This window comes from Coleofasciculus chthonoplastes PCC 7420 (assembly GCF_000155555.1).
Taxonomy (GTDB): Bacteria; Cyanobacteriota; Cyanobacteriia; order Cyanobacteriales; family Coleofasciculaceae; genus Coleofasciculus; species Coleofasciculus chthonoplastes_A.
On sequence record NZ_DS989847.1, the window covers coordinates 128173 to 141830 of the forward strand.

General features: G+C 46.9%; 24 protein-coding genes. 21 read left to right on the forward strand and 3 right to left on the reverse strand.

Annotated elements, in window-relative coordinates:
* The first annotated feature begins 415 nt into the window (after nt 1-415).
* Nucleotides 416-625: a hypothetical protein gene (locus MC7420_RS11280; protein WP_044206585.1), complete on the forward strand. Its 210-nt coding sequence runs from the start codon at nt 416-418 to the stop codon at nt 623-625.
* 108 nt (nt 626-733) lie between these two features.
* Here the strand turns inward: MC7420_RS11280 and MC7420_RS11285 are convergent, their stop codons facing one another.
* Nucleotides 734-1363 (reverse strand): hypothetical protein, encoded by a 630-nt coding sequence (locus MC7420_RS11285; protein ID WP_006100492.1) that lies wholly within the window; start codon nt 1361-1363, stop codon nt 734-736.
* A 464-nt stretch (nt 1364-1827) separates the two neighbouring features.
* On the opposite strand from MC7420_RS11285, the gene MC7420_RS39535 reads away from it, so the two are divergent.
* On the forward strand, nt 1828-1983 hold the full coding sequence (locus tag MC7420_RS39535; protein ID WP_006100437.1) for a hypothetical protein: 156 nt from the start codon (nt 1828-1830) through the stop codon (nt 1981-1983).
* A gap of 124 nt (nt 1984-2107) precedes the next feature.
* On the opposite strand, the gene MC7420_RS11290 is transcribed toward MC7420_RS39535, so the two are convergent.
* A complete protein-coding gene (locus MC7420_RS11290; RefSeq protein ID WP_006100479.1) occupies nt 2108-2632 on the reverse strand; it encodes a helix-turn-helix domain-containing protein in 525 nt (174 codons plus the stop codon).
* Complete coding sequence (locus tag MC7420_RS11295; RefSeq protein ID WP_044206588.1) at nt 2629-3075, reverse strand: DUF6932 family protein; 447 nt, start codon at nt 3073-3075, stop codon at nt 2629-2631. Before MC7420_RS11295 ends, MC7420_RS11290 begins: the two co-directional genes overlap by 4 nt.
* 626 nt (nt 3076-3701) lie before the next feature.
* On the opposite strand from MC7420_RS11295, the gene rplC reads away from it, so the two are divergent.
* The 19 genes from rplC to MC7420_RS11390 all read left to right on the forward strand — a co-directional run.
* The gene (gene rplC, locus MC7420_RS11300; protein WP_006100706.1) at nt 3702-4337 is read left to right on the forward strand and encodes a 50S ribosomal protein L3; all 636 of its coding nucleotides are present in this window, start codon (nt 3702-3704) and stop codon (nt 4335-4337) included.
* Between the two features lie 94 nt (nt 4338-4431).
* The gene (gene rplD / locus MC7420_RS11305) at nt 4432-5064 is read left to right on the forward strand and encodes a 50S ribosomal protein L4 (protein WP_044206591.1); all 633 of its coding nucleotides are present in this window, start codon (nt 4432-4434) and stop codon (nt 5062-5064) included.
* Nucleotides 5057-5362 (forward strand): 50S ribosomal protein L23, encoded by a 306-nt coding sequence (locus tag MC7420_RS11310; RefSeq protein ID WP_006100514.1) that lies wholly within the window; start codon nt 5057-5059, stop codon nt 5360-5362. The genes rplD and MC7420_RS11310 overlap by 8 nt, the downstream gene beginning before the upstream one ends.
* 95 nt (nt 5363-5457) lie before the next feature.
* Nucleotides 5458-6321 carry a 50S ribosomal protein L2 gene (gene rplB / locus MC7420_RS11315; RefSeq protein ID WP_006100464.1) on the forward strand — a complete coding sequence of 288 codons (864 nt, stop codon included), beginning with the start codon at nt 5458-5460 and terminating at the stop codon, nt 6319-6321.
* Between the two features lie 40 nt (nt 6322-6361).
* The gene (rpsS, locus tag MC7420_RS11320; protein WP_006100735.1) at nt 6362-6637 is read left to right on the forward strand and encodes a 30S ribosomal protein S19; all 276 of its coding nucleotides are present in this window, start codon (nt 6362-6364) and stop codon (nt 6635-6637) included.
* A gap of 69 nt (nt 6638-6706) precedes the next feature.
* Nucleotides 6707-7069, forward strand: coding sequence for a 50S ribosomal protein L22 (gene rplV, locus MC7420_RS11325; RefSeq protein WP_006100589.1), 363 nt, complete (start codon nt 6707-6709; stop codon nt 7067-7069).
* 59 nt (nt 7070-7128) lie between these two features.
* Entirely contained in the window at nt 7129-7854 is a 726-nt protein-coding gene (gene rpsC / locus MC7420_RS11330) for a 30S ribosomal protein S3 (RefSeq protein ID WP_006100699.1), read from the forward strand.
* Nucleotides 7855-7936: 82 nt separating this feature from the next.
* On the forward strand, nt 7937-8350 hold the full coding sequence (gene rplP / locus MC7420_RS11335; protein WP_006100407.1) for a 50S ribosomal protein L16: 414 nt from the start codon (nt 7937-7939) through the stop codon (nt 8348-8350).
* Between the two features lie 6 nt (nt 8351-8356).
* A complete protein-coding gene (gene rpmC, locus MC7420_RS37995) occupies nt 8357-8752 on the forward strand; it encodes a 50S ribosomal protein L29 (protein WP_006100623.1) in 396 nt (131 codons plus the stop codon).
* Between the two features lie 6 nt (nt 8753-8758).
* Nucleotides 8759-9007, forward strand: coding sequence for a 30S ribosomal protein S17 (gene rpsQ / locus MC7420_RS11345; RefSeq protein WP_044206595.1), 249 nt, complete (start codon nt 8759-8761; stop codon nt 9005-9007).
* A 140-nt stretch (nt 9008-9147) separates the two neighbouring features.
* A complete protein-coding gene (gene rplN / locus MC7420_RS11350; RefSeq protein ID WP_006100476.1) occupies nt 9148-9516 on the forward strand; it encodes a 50S ribosomal protein L14 in 369 nt (122 codons plus the stop codon).
* Entirely contained in the window at nt 9516-9866 is a 351-nt protein-coding gene (gene rplX / locus MC7420_RS11355) for a 50S ribosomal protein L24 (RefSeq protein ID WP_006100389.1), read from the forward strand. The genes rplN and rplX overlap by 1 nt, the downstream gene beginning before the upstream one ends.
* A 109-nt stretch (nt 9867-9975) precedes the next feature.
* Entirely contained in the window at nt 9976-10521 is a 546-nt protein-coding gene (gene rplE, locus MC7420_RS11360) for a 50S ribosomal protein L5 (RefSeq protein WP_006100399.1), read from the forward strand.
* A 24-nt stretch (nt 10522-10545) separates the two neighbouring features.
* A complete protein-coding gene (gene rpsH, locus MC7420_RS11365; protein ID WP_006100562.1) occupies nt 10546-10947 on the forward strand; it encodes a 30S ribosomal protein S8 in 402 nt (133 codons plus the stop codon).
* 63 nt (nt 10948-11010) lie between these two features.
* A complete protein-coding gene (gene rplF / locus MC7420_RS11370; RefSeq protein ID WP_006100646.1) occupies nt 11011-11550 on the forward strand; it encodes a 50S ribosomal protein L6 in 540 nt (179 codons plus the stop codon).
* Nucleotides 11551-11552: 2 nt separating this feature from the next.
* Complete coding sequence (gene rplR, locus MC7420_RS11375) at nt 11553-11915, forward strand: 50S ribosomal protein L18 (protein ID WP_044206597.1); 363 nt, start codon at nt 11553-11555, stop codon at nt 11913-11915.
* Between the two features lie 25 nt (nt 11916-11940).
* Nucleotides 11941-12462, forward strand: coding sequence for a 30S ribosomal protein S5 (rpsE, locus tag MC7420_RS11380; protein ID WP_006100391.1), 522 nt, complete (start codon nt 11941-11943; stop codon nt 12460-12462).
* Nucleotides 12463-12567: 105 nt separating this feature from the next.
* Nucleotides 12568-13017, forward strand: coding sequence for a 50S ribosomal protein L15 (gene rplO, locus MC7420_RS11385; RefSeq protein WP_006100666.1), 450 nt, complete (start codon nt 12568-12570; stop codon nt 13015-13017).
* Between the two features lie 72 nt (nt 13018-13089).
* On the forward strand, nt 13090-13658 hold a 569-nt coding region (locus tag MC7420_RS11390; RefSeq protein ID WP_044206599.1), incomplete at its 3' end, for a preprotein translocase subunit SecY.

Here is a 13658-nt window from a genome sequence, read left to right on the forward strand (position 1 = left end):
TAGGCAAAAAAAGCGCAAAAAGTGAGCTAAACCGCCATGTTTAACCCAAATAGTTGCTAAAATGTGCTACTTTCTTTTAAGATTTTAACACAACTTTACCCGGACTCGGAGTTAGGGAAAGCCTTATTGGGATAAGGGATAGGCGTGTTTTCTAGGGGTTGCGATCGCGTAGAGTCCAAATGAGCAGTTGCTCACTACTGACTTATGAGCGGTTTTGAGATAGTTTAGAGTTACGTTGCCGAGTGCCGTATAACGTATAGGGGGAACCCGTACACAAGCCAACCCGACAGAAACCGACAAATCTTGTCCACGAGGAATCGGGTTAAAGGTAACGGCTGATTGATAGTAGGCGATCGGTTAGGCTTTCCGCCTTGCTAAACGCCCTGTAATTACCCGAAACAAGGAAACACAAACCATGGAAGTAGCCATTGCAATAATCGCATTTTGCATCATTGCGACTCTGGTAATGCCGGGGCTGCTGTCTCGGAATCTGACAATTGCGTTACTTGGCTTTGCTGTCTTGTATCTAGTCAGACCGAATCTACTGACCACAGAACAAGCTCTGGCGATTATTGTTTTCGGTATTCTTTTTATGTTGGTTATCCCTGATCTGGGGAAAAAATAGTGAGTATTATCAACAGGATGGGTAGGGGCGCACGTCCGTGCGCCCATAAATGTTTTCTATATAAATAAGCAAATTTTCAGTATCATTTTTTCGTAAGCATCATTCCTTTTAGTCGAGGTGAGCCTGGGGAGACGAATTTGTAGATACTCCAACCATCCAAATCAAACAACCTAAAATTTGGTCTACTGGAGGTAGAGCATAATCCATCAAATCTATAGTTACTGTTGACCCTTCTAATTTCAAAAAACGCCATTGAGTCCCGTTACTAACTGACCCGTAAATTGTCGAGATACTCACCTGATTAGCTTGATTAAACATTTGAGCAGCAACCATTTCTGCGATGCACTGTCCCAAGCCTTCATTCAGATTATCTCGTTTGGCTTCCCCCACCACAACCACTGGTGCTTCAATCTCCAATTGTTCTTGAGAACTACTAATCAAGTAATCAACATAGCCATTCAATCCTTTACTCATATCCACCGTAAAATCCCGACCCGAAAAAAGGCTGATCTGATTTCTAAAAATTCGTCTCACCTCTTGCAAAATGGGATAAATAATCCCCTCTGACTTAGCCTTTTCTGAGCCAACCGCAATAGCCCACGGCAAATCGGTCAACGCTTCTTGTAGCCTAGCACTAGGAGCTATAGGATCAATGGGTGGTAGAAACCGTCCTCCTTCAACAGTCGTTAAGTTAAACTCTTTTTTAGCTTTAGCTAAGGTGAAACTACTGTATGCCATCGATTAAATATACCGAATCAATAAACCTCATGATCTTTCTCCTATTGTACCCATACCTCTGCCATTTCCATTGACCGCCATGCTATACTGCTGCAATTTCTTCTATTAATTAGAGCTTATATGATTGTACATCACCAAGGGCGCAAGCCTTGCGCCCCTACATCTGACGTAACATCCCTAGGACTTAGACAAAGCCTCTATAATGATCTTGAGCGATTTGCCCAGAGTGATGATAGAGCAACTTTCCCAATCTGGTTCATCAATCAGTTCAAGTTCATCCAAAACAATTACATCCGATTCATATCCAGAATAACCATCTAAAGAATGGGCAATGATTCACCTCGTTTTAGATCTATCTTACTGCGATCGCTCTTGGCAATTCCTGGTGATAAGTCGGAATTGGTTTGGGTAGGGACGACTCAGCTTGCTAGGATAAATGAAATTATGCGATCACGATTATTCGAATGACCAGCGGTATTATCGACTCTGCACTATATGACAAGTTAGAAGCAATTGCTGACCAGACAAGTATTGAAATAGATGAGTGGTCTCGGCTAGAAATAGAACACTTTTTAGCAAAGCATCCAGAAATTAAATATAGATACTTCAGTAAATATTAGAAGTAGCTATATCTCGATTATAAATTATATCTAAATTTTAATTAAAATAGTAACTTTTACATTACAATTATCCGCAAAATAAAAATTATATTTGCATAAGTAGCGATCGCACAATCTAATAATCTCAATTCGTACTGCTTTGCTCCCGATTTGTTGCCTGAGACTTTAGCAATTCTTCTTTAGTAATCGGAGTTCTTCTCAGCGTATCTAAAGGAATTAAAAACTCCCCGTTTTGAATTTTAATATCTAGGGCATCAATCACAAATCTGACATCCAGGAAACTGGCATCTTCGTAATCATTACCTTCATAGCGTTTGATTTGCTCTTCCGTAAGTCCAGCTAAGTTCGCTAGTTCTTGATGGCTGAGTTTAGCCGCCATACGCGCTTTAATTAAAACTTGCGGGAAATAGTCAAGATCGTCGAGCTTCAGTACGATAGGGCTGTGGCGATCGTGGGATGTAAGCCTTTCATATTCAGCGATTTCTGCTTTTAATTTATCGAGATGAGATTGTAATGAACTTCTCATCAGCTCCCAGCCGTCAGGATCATTTGTTTTCCTGGCTTCATCCCTCTCTGTTGCGGCTATAGATTTTTCAAATTCTCCGATAAGCCCCTGAGTAACTGTATACTCTTTTTCATCTTTAATCATAATTTCCACCTCACTAAATCTATGGCAATAATCCCTTTTTTATTGTACTTTCTATCTTGCTGAAATAATTCAAAAGAATCCATTCCGTAATTGCCGATGGGTTGGTCGGATGGAAAGATTTCACCTCCATATTTAGCTTTCTGTCCAGCACGGTCATAATGATTCAGTAATCGAGGAGCATGAATTCTGAGATAGTCTATATCTACCTCTTCTCTATCCCAACAGGCATCGAAATCCCTTGGGTCTGCTTTGATGGTAACAAAGCTGCCATTGATATATATTGTCCGGCAACCTGCTGCTTTTAGCTGATCCATTGCCATTTGCAGTCCCCGTATTAAACGCAACCTAAGCGCATTGGTTCCAAATCGTTCTACAAATTCCTCCCATTCGCAAAAATGCACTCCTGGTGGTAGATTGCCGTTTTCGTCGAAGTCTGGAATCACTCCCTTACACCTGTTCCACAAATTAATTGTCCAGCTTTTGAGCGTACCATTTAAGGTGGAGGCTTAGACCAGGTGCATGGCGGGTTGGCGGGTTCCCCGGATTGTGAATGAGCGTGCGGCTTTCCAGGCGAGCTGACTCGGATGCATAAAATTGTCGCCAATTTCCTAGACAAAGTTAGGGAATTATTCTATACTGAGCAATTGTGACCAAATTGCTAGGTTGCGCGATCGCGACTTACTCGATCGCAACTTAGGTCAACAGAAGCTGTGATATTGGATTTATCCAGTCAAACTACCAAGTTGAGGTATGCTAGTTCTACAGTGGAACTAGAGTGAACTCAGATCAAAAAGCCAGATAGCTCTTGTAGTAGCAGCTTTTGACCTTTGGCACTTGCACTGCGCCTCGTGGGGATACTGAGGAGATAACTCTTTAAGTCCCAGCGTTCCAAGGCGACGCGGTTAGTCAGTAACTAACCCAAATTTCCACAACTAACCAGGCAAGAATTACCCTCAATCGAGGAAATCCCTGTCGATTAGTCAGGAAGATAACCTGCTGAGGTAGAGCGGATTCACTTGTGAATCAACGCCAAATTTGCCTCGCTGTACCGTCTAGAAAGGAGAAGCCAGTGTCTGTCGGTATCCTCGGCACGAAACTCGGCATGACCCAAGTCTTTGACGAGGAAGGACGCGCCCTTCCTGTCACAGTCGTTCAAGCGGGTCCTTGTCGGGTGACTCAAATCAAAACCAAGCAAACGGATGGCTACAGTGCTGTGCAACTGGGCTATCACGAAGTTAAGGAAAAGGCAGTCAATAAGCCAGAAAAGGGGCATTTAGCCAAATCTGAGGCTCCCCCTTTACGTCACCTGCGCGAATATCGCCTAGATAACACTGACGAATTCCAACTCGGTCAAGTTATTAATGCGGAGATATTTAGTGCGGGTCAACTGGTTGATGTCTCTGGAAATACCATCGGTCGCGGCTTTGCTGGCTATCAAAAACGCCATAACTTTAAGCGCGGACCTATGGCGCATGGTTCAAAAAACCACCGCTTACCCGGTTCCACTGGTGCTGGAACAACGCCCGGTCGTACCTTCCCAGGGAAGAAAATGGCGGGTCGTTATGGTGGTAAACGTCAGACCATTCGCAAACTACAGGTGGTGCGCGTAGACACAGAGCGAAACCTACTGATTATTAAAGGGGCAGTTCCCGGTAAGCCAGGAGCGCTTTTAAATATTGCACCCACGAATAAAGTCGGGCGATAGTCATGGATTGTTGATTGTTGATTGTTCATTATTCATTGTTTATGCCCACCGATGAATCATGAACAACCAGAATAAAGACTAAGGACTAAAAACTATGGTCGATTGTATAGTGCGAAACTGGCAAGGGGAAGAAGTGGGACAGGCAACCCTAGAGCTGAAAGTCGCCAAAGAAGATAGTGCGTCTCACATTGTTCATCGAGCATTAGTTAGACAAATGACCAATGCTCGTCAAGGAACCGCATCCACAAAAACCCGCGCCGAAGTTAGAGGCGGCGGACGGAAACCGTGGCGGCAAAAAGGAACGGGTCGCGCTCGGGCTGGCTCAAACCGCTCACCCTTGTGGCGAGGTGGGGGCATTATCTTTGGTCCCAAGCCCAGAGACTATAACCTGAAGATGAACCGCAAAGAGCGGCGCTTGGCATTGCGAACAGCATTGCAGGGTCGAGCTGAGGATATGATTGTCGTCGAAGAGTTTGCCGATCAACTGCCCCGTCCTAAAACCAAAGACTTGATGGACGCGATCGCGCGTTGGGGAATTGATCCCAAGCAAAAAGTCCTGTTGATTTTACCGCAACCCGCACAGCAGGTTTATTTGTCAGCGCGTAATGTGCCAAGCATCAAGCTAATCTATGCGGATAGCTTAAATGTCTACGATGTATTGAACGCTGACAAAATTGTCACCACCAATACAGCCCTTGCCAAAATTCAGGAGGTTTACAGTGACTAAATCAACTAACCCCCGCGACCTGGCAGATATGGTGCTGCGCCCAATTGTGACTGAAAAAGCCACGTTGCTTTTAGAAGATAATAAATATGTCTTTGATGTGGTTCCCAAAGCCACTAAACCTGAAATCAAAGCGGCAATAGAAAGCCTTTTTGATGTCAAAGTTACGGGTGTAAATACCTTAATGCCACCTCGCAGAAAGCGTCGCGTCGGCAGATTTATCGGGTACAAGCCCCAGTATAAACGGGCAATTGTCACCTTAGCGCCTGAAGACTCAATTACGCTGTTCCCAGACGTATAAAACAATGGTGAGTGTTGAATGTGTCGGGGGCAACTAAACCCGCCCCGACCGAGTTTTCAGGGACAAATGACAAATGACAAATAAAGGATAGTTTTATGGGAACTCGTAGTTATAGACCCTATACCCCTAGTACCCGTCAGGTTACGCTCTCAGACTTTGCGGAGATTACCCGCGATGAACCAGAAAAATCGCTAACGAAATCTAATCACCGTCCCAAGGGTCGCAATAATCGGGGGGTGATTACCAGTCGGCGTCGAGGAGGTGGACACAAGCGCCTCTACCGGATCATCGACTTTCACCGGAACAAGCACAATATTCCGGCTAAAGTAGCATCCATTGAATATGACCCTAACCGGAACGCCCGGATTGCCCTGCTTTACTATCAGGATGGCGAAAAACGCTATATCTTACATCCGGCTGGTTTAGAAGTAGGCGCATCTGTGATTTCTGGACCCGATGCTCCGATTGAGGTGGGTAATGCTTTACCTCTGAGCAATATCCCTCTAGGAACCAGTGTGCATAACGTAGAACTGATACCCGGAAAAGGCGGTCAAATCGTCCGTGCGGCTGGAGTAAGTGCCCAAGTCGTTGCCAAAGAAGGAAAGTATGTCACGCTGAAGCTACCCTCGACGGAAGTTCGCATGGTGCAGCGAAATTGCTATGCCACGATTGGACAGGTGGGGAATAGTGATGCTCGTAACCTCAGTTTAGGGAAAGCCGGTCGTAGCCGTCGCTTAGGACGCCGTCCTAAAGTCAGAGGAAGCGTCATGAACCCGGTTGATCACCCGCATGGTGGTGGTGAAGGCAGAGCGCCTATTGGTCGCTCAGGTCCAGTCACACCATGGGGTAAACCTACTTTGGGTGCTAAAACTCGGAAGCCGAAAAAACAAAGCACGGCTTTAGTTGTCCGCCGTCGGCGCAAATCCTCGAAGCGAGGACGGGGTGGGCGTCAAGCTTAACGCTTGTATCCAATCACTGACCATTTACAATGTTGAGATTATGGGTCGTTCGTTAAAAAAAGGTCCATTTATTGCCGACAGTCTTCTGAGTAAGATTGAAGCCTTAAATACTAAAGGCGAAAAGCAGGTGATTAAAACCTGGTCACGCGCCTCAACCATTCTGCCGCAAATGGTGGGTCATACCATCGCCGTTCATAATGGCAGAACCCATGTGCCGATTTTTATCAATGAGCAGATGGTGGGGCATAAACTGGGCGAATTTGCCCCAACTCGTACCTTTCGCGGTCATTCTAAAAGCGATCGCCGGGCGCGTTAATCGGCACGATGCTGTTCGCGGAGTTGGCAGCTTTTATCTCGCTCTTCCCCATTAGAGATCACAAAAACTATGGCGACGATAGATACGACAGTAGAAACCAAAGCGATCGCACGTTACATTCGCATGTCCCCCTTTAAAGTCAGGCGGGTTCTTGATCAGATTCGCGGACGTTCCTACCGCGAAGCCCTGATTATTCTGGAATTTATGCCGTACCGGGCGTGCGAACCCGTGCTGAAAGTCCTACGATCCGCCGTGGCGAATGCCGAACATAATGCGGGTTTAGATCCAACAAACTTGGTGATTAGCCATGCTTCTGCTGATATGGGACCCAGCTTTAGGCGCTATCGCCCCAGAGCCCAAGGTCGAGCTTATCAGATTCGCAAGCCAACTTGTCATATAACGGTGGCGGTTTCACCCCAAGTTGAGGACTAGTTAATCGTTATCAATGATCACGATTGACAACGGACAAACACAAAGTAAAGGAAGGTTTCGTGGGACAAAAAATTCATCCAATTGGTTTTCGCTTAGGTATCACTCAAGAGCATCGCTCCTGTTGGTTTGCTGATACCAAGCGTTACCCAGAAGTCCTGCAAGAGGACTACATCATCCGACAATATGTCGAAAAAAACCTGAGTAACGCCGGAATTTCGATGATCCGGATCGAACGCAAAGCCGATCAAATTGATTTAGAAGTTCATACAGCCCGACCCGGTGTCGTGGTTGGTCGGGGCGGTAGTGGCATTGAATCCTTGCGTACAGGTCTACAAGACCTTTTGGGGAGCAATCGTCAAATTCGCATCAATGTCATTGAAGTCGCTCGGGTGGATGCCGATGCGGAGCTAATTGCGGAGTATATTGCCCAACAGCTCGAACGCCGGGTGTCCTTCCGTCGAGTTGTTCGTCAAGCGATTCAACGGGCGCAGCGGGCAGATGTCCAAGGCATCAAAGTGCAAGTGAGTGGTCGCCTGAATGGGGCGGAAATTGCGCGAACGGAGTGGACTCGTGAAGGTCGAGTTCCCCTGCATACCCTGCGGGCGGATATTGATTATTCCTACCGTACCGCTAGCACTACCTATGGGATTCTCGGCGTGAAAGTTTGGATCTTCAAAGGCGAAATTATTCCGTCTACCGAAGATGTCGCCCCGCCACCCACCGCTCAACCCCGTCGTCGTCAACAACGGCGTCGCCAGCAATTTGAAGATCGTTCCAATGAATAGTCTTTTGTCTTTTGTCCTGAAGCAGGTGACAACAGACAAAGGAGAAACAATCACGACTAACTGATAACGGACAAAAATCACTATGTTAAGTCCTAAACGTACAAAATTCCGTAAACAGCATCGCGGGCGGATGAGAGGTCAAGCGACGCGCGGCAACTCCCTCAATTTTGGGGACTTTGGCTTGCAAGCGATTGAACCGTCTTGGATTACGGCGCGTCAAATTGAAGCGGGTCGTCGAGCCATGACTCGCTATATTCGCCGGGGCGGAAAAATCTGGATTCGCGTGTTTCCAGATAAACCTGTGACCATGCGTCCGGCGGAAACTCGTATGGGTTCCGGGAAAGGGTCACCTGAATATTGGGTAGCTGTGGTTAAACCCGGTCGAATTCTCTATGAAATCGCTGGTGTTCCCGAACCCCTTGCCCGCGAAGCCATGCGTCTAGCGGCTAACAAATTTCCCATTAAAACAAAGTTCGTTACTCGTGAAGGGGAATAAGTATTTATGCCTTTGCCCAAAATAGACGACGCCAGAACCTTAAGCGATCAAGAGTTAGCGGATGAAATTTTAGCTGCCAAGCGTGAGTTATTTGAACTGCGGTTGCAACAAGCCACCCGCCGTTTGGAAAAACCCCATCAGTTTAAGCATCTCAAACATCGCATTTCTCAGATGATGACTGTCGCGCGAGAGCGGCAATTGGCAGCAGTGTCTGAAGAGACAACCCCACAAACGGTGAGTGATTCAGCCGATGCCGCGACAACGGCTACAGCCACGACTCAACCCCCTCCAGCCGAGGTAGAAGAGTCGGTTCAAGCCGATGAGCAAGAGTCAGTGAGTGAACCCGATGCGACTGAAGTCACCCCTGAATCCTCACCATCTGAGGCAAAAGAAGAGGAGTAAATCACGATGGCAGTAAAAGAACGAGTTGGTTTGGTTGTGAGCAACAAAATGGATAAAACTGTAGTTGTTGCTGTCGAAAACCGATCGCCCCACCCGAAGTACGGCAAAATTGTTGTCAATACCAAGCGATACAAGGCACACGATGAAGAAAATCGCTGCCAAGAAGGCGATCGCGTCCGCATTCAAGAAACCCGACCTCTCAGTCGCACGAAACGCTGGCAGGTTACGGATATTCTCAATAGTGCCTCAATTTAATTAAGGCGTATTGACCCTTCGCCACCCTCGAAGGAACTTGGTTTTGGGTTTTAAATGGTCACGAATCGGTGAGAAACGATCGTGAAATCCACTCAGACTTGCCTCACAACTCATAACTCTGAATCAAGAGTACAAATCAGATGATTCAACAACAAACCTATTTAAATGTGGCTGACAATAGCGGTGCGCGTAAAGTAATGTGCATTCGCGTCGTCGGTTCCGGAAATCGACGTTACGGTAGTGTGGGTGACGTGATTATTGCTGTGGTTAAGGATGCGATTCCTAACATGGCAATTAAAAAGTCCGATGTGGTTCGGGCTGTTATTGTCCGCACTCGTAAAGGATTGCGCCGGGAAAGCGGCATGAGTATTCGTTTTGACGATAATGCGGCTGTGATTATTAACCCGGAAGGTAATCCCAGAGGAACTCGTGTATTTGGTCCAGTAGCGCGAGAACTACGGGAAAGAAATTACACGAAAATTGTGTCCTTAGCGCCGGAGGTACTCTGATGGCTAAAAAGACAGAAAATGCGCCACCGCGTTACAAAATGCACGTTAAAAAAGGCGACACGGTGCAAGTGATTAGTGGTCACGATAAAGGTAAGGTTGGAGAAATTCTGCAAACCTTACCGAAAGACAGTAAGGTTGTCGTCAAAGGTGTGAACATTAAAACCAAACACGTTAAGCCTCAGCAAGAAGGGGAAACCGGTCAAATTGCTACCATTGAATCCCCGATTCATAGTTCCAATGTCATGCTGTATTCGGAAAAGCAAAAAGTGGCAAGTCGTATCTGTTACACCTTGACTGAAGAGGGACGCAAGGTACGAATGCTGAAGAAAACGGGTGAAATCATCGACTAAATATCTTCGCCAAGTCCTTTGATTCATCCCAAAGGACGAATGACAACGGACATAAGACAAAGGACATAAGACACCCCCTGACAAAGCCCAGGGAAAAAGGATAACCATCATGTCTGACCGATTGAAAACACTCTATCAAGACACAATTGTTCCCAAACTTAAAGAACAGTTTGGGTATACAAACATCCATCAAGTCCCGCGTGTGACCAAAATCACCGTCAACCGGGGATTAGGAGAAGCATCTCAAAATGCTAAAGCCCTGGAATCCTCATTGAGTGAACTGGCGATCATTACCGGTCAAAAACCTGTGGTCACCCGTGCCAAAAAAGCGATCGCGGGATTTAAAATCCGTGAAGGAATGCCCGTGGGGGTCATGGTGACCCTGCGATCGAAACGGATGTACTCGTTCTTGGATCGCCTAATTAGCTTAGCCCTGCCGCGAATTCGTGACTTTCGCGGGATCAGCCCTCGCAGTTTCGACGGTCGCGGTAACTACACCTTAGGCATCCGAGAACAACTGATTTTCCCGGAAATAGACTACGACAGTATCGATCAAATTCGTGGCATGGATATCTCAATTATCACCACCGCAAACACCGATGAAGAGGGTCGCGCTTTACTCAAAGAGATGGGAATGCCTTTCCGGGAGAAATAAGCCTGTAAGAATAGGAAGGAACTAATGGCGGCAAACGATACAATTGCAGATATGCTGACCCGCATTCGGAATGCGTGCTTGGTGCGGCATCAAACAACAAATGTCCCAGCAACAAAAATGACCCGTGCAATTGCCCAGGTCTTGAGAGAGGAAGGTTTTATTGCCGAGTTTGAAGAAGCTGGGGAAGGCATCAAAAAATACTTAGTTATTTCTTTGAAATACAAAGGAAAAACTCGTCAACCCATTATCCGAGCGCTGAAACGGGTGAGTAAACCCGGTCTCAGAGTTTACAAAAATCGCAAGGAATTACCGCGAGTTTTGGGTGGTATTGGTATTGCGATTATTTCCACGTCCAGTGGCATCATGACTGACCGGGAAGCCCGACGACAAGGAATCGGTGGTGAAGTGCTGTGTTACATCTGGTAGCACGGCTCAAATCAGCACTTGAGCTCTTTTGAATTCTTTTGCCCGGATAAGGAGTATAAAATCATGTCGCGTATTGGCAAACGCCCAATAACAATTCCCAATAAAGTGACCGTGACCATTGAAGGTCAACAGGTTACCGTCAAAGGACCAAAAGGAGAACTCCAACGAGTTCTACCCAAACAAGTCACCATTGAACAAGAAGGAGAAACCATTCACGTGCGGCGACGGGATGAATCCAGACTTGCCCGTCAGCGTCACGGATTGTCTCGTACCTTGGTTGCCAACATGGTTGAAGGGGTATCCAAAGGCTTTGAGAGGCGTCTAGCCATCCAAGGGGTCGGTTATCGCGCCCAGGTGCAAGGACGTAACTTAATTCTGAATGTCGGATACAGTCAACCTGTGGAAATTGTCCCTCCTGAAGACGTGCAGCTTGCGGTTGAAGGGAATACTAACGTGATTGTTAGCGGGATCAATAAAGAAATCGTCGGCAACACAGCGGCTAAAATTCGCGCGGTGCGTCCCCCTGAAGTTTATAAAGGGAAAGGCATTCGCTATGTCGGTGAAATGATTAGACGTAAAGCTGGTAAAGCAGGTAAGAAGTAACAATGAAACTTACTCGTAAAGAATCAGTCCGCCGTAGACATCGGCGCGTGCGCCGGACAGTCCAAGGTAGTGCTGAACGTCCAAGATTAGCGGTCTTTCGCTCAAATCAGCACATTTATGTGCAGGTTATTGATGATCATCAACAACATACCCTAGTGGCAGCTTCGACGTTAGAACCTGGACTGAAGTCAGAGGTAAAATCAGGTGCCACTTGTGACGCCTCGGTTAAAGTGGGTCAGCTAATTGCCCAGCGAGCGTTGGAAAAAGGCATATCTCAGGTTGTTTTTGACCGAGGAGGAAACCTTTACCATGGTCGCGTGAAAGCTTTGGCAGAAGCGGCGCGTGAAGCTGGGTTAGACTTCTAGAAGTAAGTAACGCAACATTTAAATTATGGCAAATCGTCGCAAAGGTAACCGCGCCAAAGAAAAAGACAGCACATGGCAAGAGCGGGTTATTCAAATCCGTCGGGTTAGCAAGGTGGTCAAAGGCGGTAAAAAATTAAGTTTCCGGGCAATCGTTGTCGTTGGCAATGAGCGTGGTCAAGTTGGTGTGGGTGTGGGCAAAGCCAGTGATGTGATTGGCGCTGTTCGTAAAGGGGTTGTCGATGCCAAAAAGCAAGTCATCGACGTTCCGTTAACCAAGTCGAATTCCATTCCTCACCCCTCTAATGGAGCGGCTGTTGGAGCCAAGGTTATGGTAAGACCTGCTGCACCCGGTACAGGGGTAATTGCTGGCGGCGCGGTGCGGACGGTGTTGGAATTGGCAGGAGTTCGTAATATCTTAGCCAAGCAATTGGGGTCTAATAATCCCTTGAATAATGCCAGAGCTGCTATCAATGCCCTAGATGCGCTCCGGACATTCAAGGAAGTAGCGCAAGAACGCGGGGTTGAAATTGAGAAGCTCTATGTCTGATTGTGTAGGAGCGGGTTTAGGAACTCGCTTTTCGCCATGAATAGTAACCTTTGTCCAAAACCTGCCCTAAATGAGAGAGTTTTCAGTTTAACAACGATCTAAATTATGAGAATCCATACTGTAGCACCCCAAGACGGTGCAAAGAAACGTCGTCGTCGTGTTGGTCGCGGGATTAGCGCGGGTCAAGGTGCTAGCTGTGGCTTTGGCATGCGCGGGCAAAAATCGCGATCGGGTCGGGGTACAAGACCGGGGTTTGAAGGGGGTCAGATGCCTTTGTACCGCCGCTTACCTAAGCTAAAACACTTTACGGTGATTAATCCCAAACATTACACTACGATAAATGTAGGTAAGTTGGCATCGCTCCCTGCCAATACAGAGGTGACTTTACCGTCACTGATGGAAACGGGTATCGTCACCACTAACGACGGACCGCTGAAAATTCTGGGCGACGGGGAGTTGAATGTATCGCTAAATGTTAAAGCTGTTGCTTTCACGACGGGTGCTCGCCAAAAAATTGAGGCGGCTGGCGGAAGTTGTGAAGTGATTGAGGCGTAACTTTTTTTAGGGTTGGCGTCTGTGGCGGCGTAGTCCCCTTACCACTGTGTCCTCTAGAGGTAGCCTTTTGTTATGGTCGTTAGTCGAGATAAAGCTCCAACGGCTCAAGAAACATTTATGCAGATGGCACAAGCTGCCGGTCTTAGAGGTCGGTTGCTTTTGACCATCGGTTTGTTGATTCTAGCCCGATTTGGTGTCTTTTTACCCGTACCGGGAATTGATCGGGAACAACTTTCCACAGCTATCCAAAGTGGAAACGTTCCCATCGCTGGCATTTTAGATTTTTTCTCTGGGGGAGGATTCTCGGCTTTGGGAATTTTTGCCCTGGGAATTTTGCCCTATATTAATGCGTCGATTATCTTACAGTTGCTGACGGCAGCTATTCCCACTCTGGAAAATTTGCAGAAGAATGAAGGGGAAGCCGGACGTCGGAAAATTTCTCAGATTACCCGGTATGTTGCCCTGGGTTGGGCAATATTGCAAAGTGTAGGTCTGGCAATCTTTGCCAGCCAATTTGCCACAAATCCGGGAACTCTGTTCTTTGTGGAAACTGTGCTGGCAATCACGGCGGGTTCAATGTTTGTGATGTGGATTTCGGAAGTGATTACCGAACGCGGGATTGGTAACGGCGCATCCTTGTT

Excerpts from the sequence above, each read along its gene's own strand:
- MC7420_RS11280 (WP_044206585.1), top strand. The coding sequence starts at position 416 with ATGGAAGTAGCCATTGCAATAATCGCATTTTGCATCATTGCGACTCTG.
- MC7420_RS11285 (WP_006100492.1), bottom strand. The coding sequence starts at position 1,363 with ATGGCATACAGTAGTTTCACCTTAGCTAAAGCTAAAAAAGAGTTTAAC.
- MC7420_RS39535 (WP_006100437.1), top strand. The coding sequence starts at position 1,828 with ATGACCAGCGGTATTATCGACTCTGCACTATATGACAAGTTAGAAGCA.
- MC7420_RS11290 (WP_006100479.1), bottom strand. The coding sequence starts at position 2,632 with ATGATTAAAGATGAAAAAGAGTATACAGTTACTCAGGGGCTTATCGGA.
- rplD (WP_044206591.1), top strand. The coding sequence starts at position 4,432 with ATGGTCGATTGTATAGTGCGAAACTGGCAAGGGGAAGAAGTGGGACAG.
- rplB (WP_006100464.1), top strand. The coding sequence starts at position 5,458 with ATGGGAACTCGTAGTTATAGACCCTATACCCCTAGTACCCGTCAGGTT.
- rpsS (WP_006100735.1), top strand. The coding sequence starts at position 6,362 with ATGGGTCGTTCGTTAAAAAAAGGTCCATTTATTGCCGACAGTCTTCTG.
- rplV (WP_006100589.1), top strand. The coding sequence starts at position 6,707 with ATGGCGACGATAGATACGACAGTAGAAACCAAAGCGATCGCACGTTAC.
- rplP (WP_006100407.1), top strand. The coding sequence starts at position 7,937 with ATGTTAAGTCCTAAACGTACAAAATTCCGTAAACAGCATCGCGGGCGG.
- rpmC (WP_006100623.1), top strand. The coding sequence starts at position 8,357 with ATGCCTTTGCCCAAAATAGACGACGCCAGAACCTTAAGCGATCAAGAG.
- rpsQ (WP_044206595.1), top strand. The coding sequence starts at position 8,759 with ATGGCAGTAAAAGAACGAGTTGGTTTGGTTGTGAGCAACAAAATGGAT.
- rplN (WP_006100476.1), top strand. The coding sequence starts at position 9,148 with ATGATTCAACAACAAACCTATTTAAATGTGGCTGACAATAGCGGTGCG.
- rplX (WP_006100389.1), top strand. The coding sequence starts at position 9,516 with ATGGCTAAAAAGACAGAAAATGCGCCACCGCGTTACAAAATGCACGTT.
- rplE (WP_006100399.1), top strand. The coding sequence starts at position 9,976 with ATGTCTGACCGATTGAAAACACTCTATCAAGACACAATTGTTCCCAAA.
- rpsH (WP_006100562.1), top strand. The coding sequence starts at position 10,546 with ATGGCGGCAAACGATACAATTGCAGATATGCTGACCCGCATTCGGAAT.
- rplF (WP_006100646.1), top strand. The coding sequence starts at position 11,011 with ATGTCGCGTATTGGCAAACGCCCAATAACAATTCCCAATAAAGTGACC.
- rplR (WP_044206597.1), top strand. The coding sequence starts at position 11,553 with ATGAAACTTACTCGTAAAGAATCAGTCCGCCGTAGACATCGGCGCGTG.
- rpsE (WP_006100391.1), top strand. The coding sequence starts at position 11,941 with ATGGCAAATCGTCGCAAAGGTAACCGCGCCAAAGAAAAAGACAGCACA.
- rplO (WP_006100666.1), top strand. The coding sequence starts at position 12,568 with ATGAGAATCCATACTGTAGCACCCCAAGACGGTGCAAAGAAACGTCGT.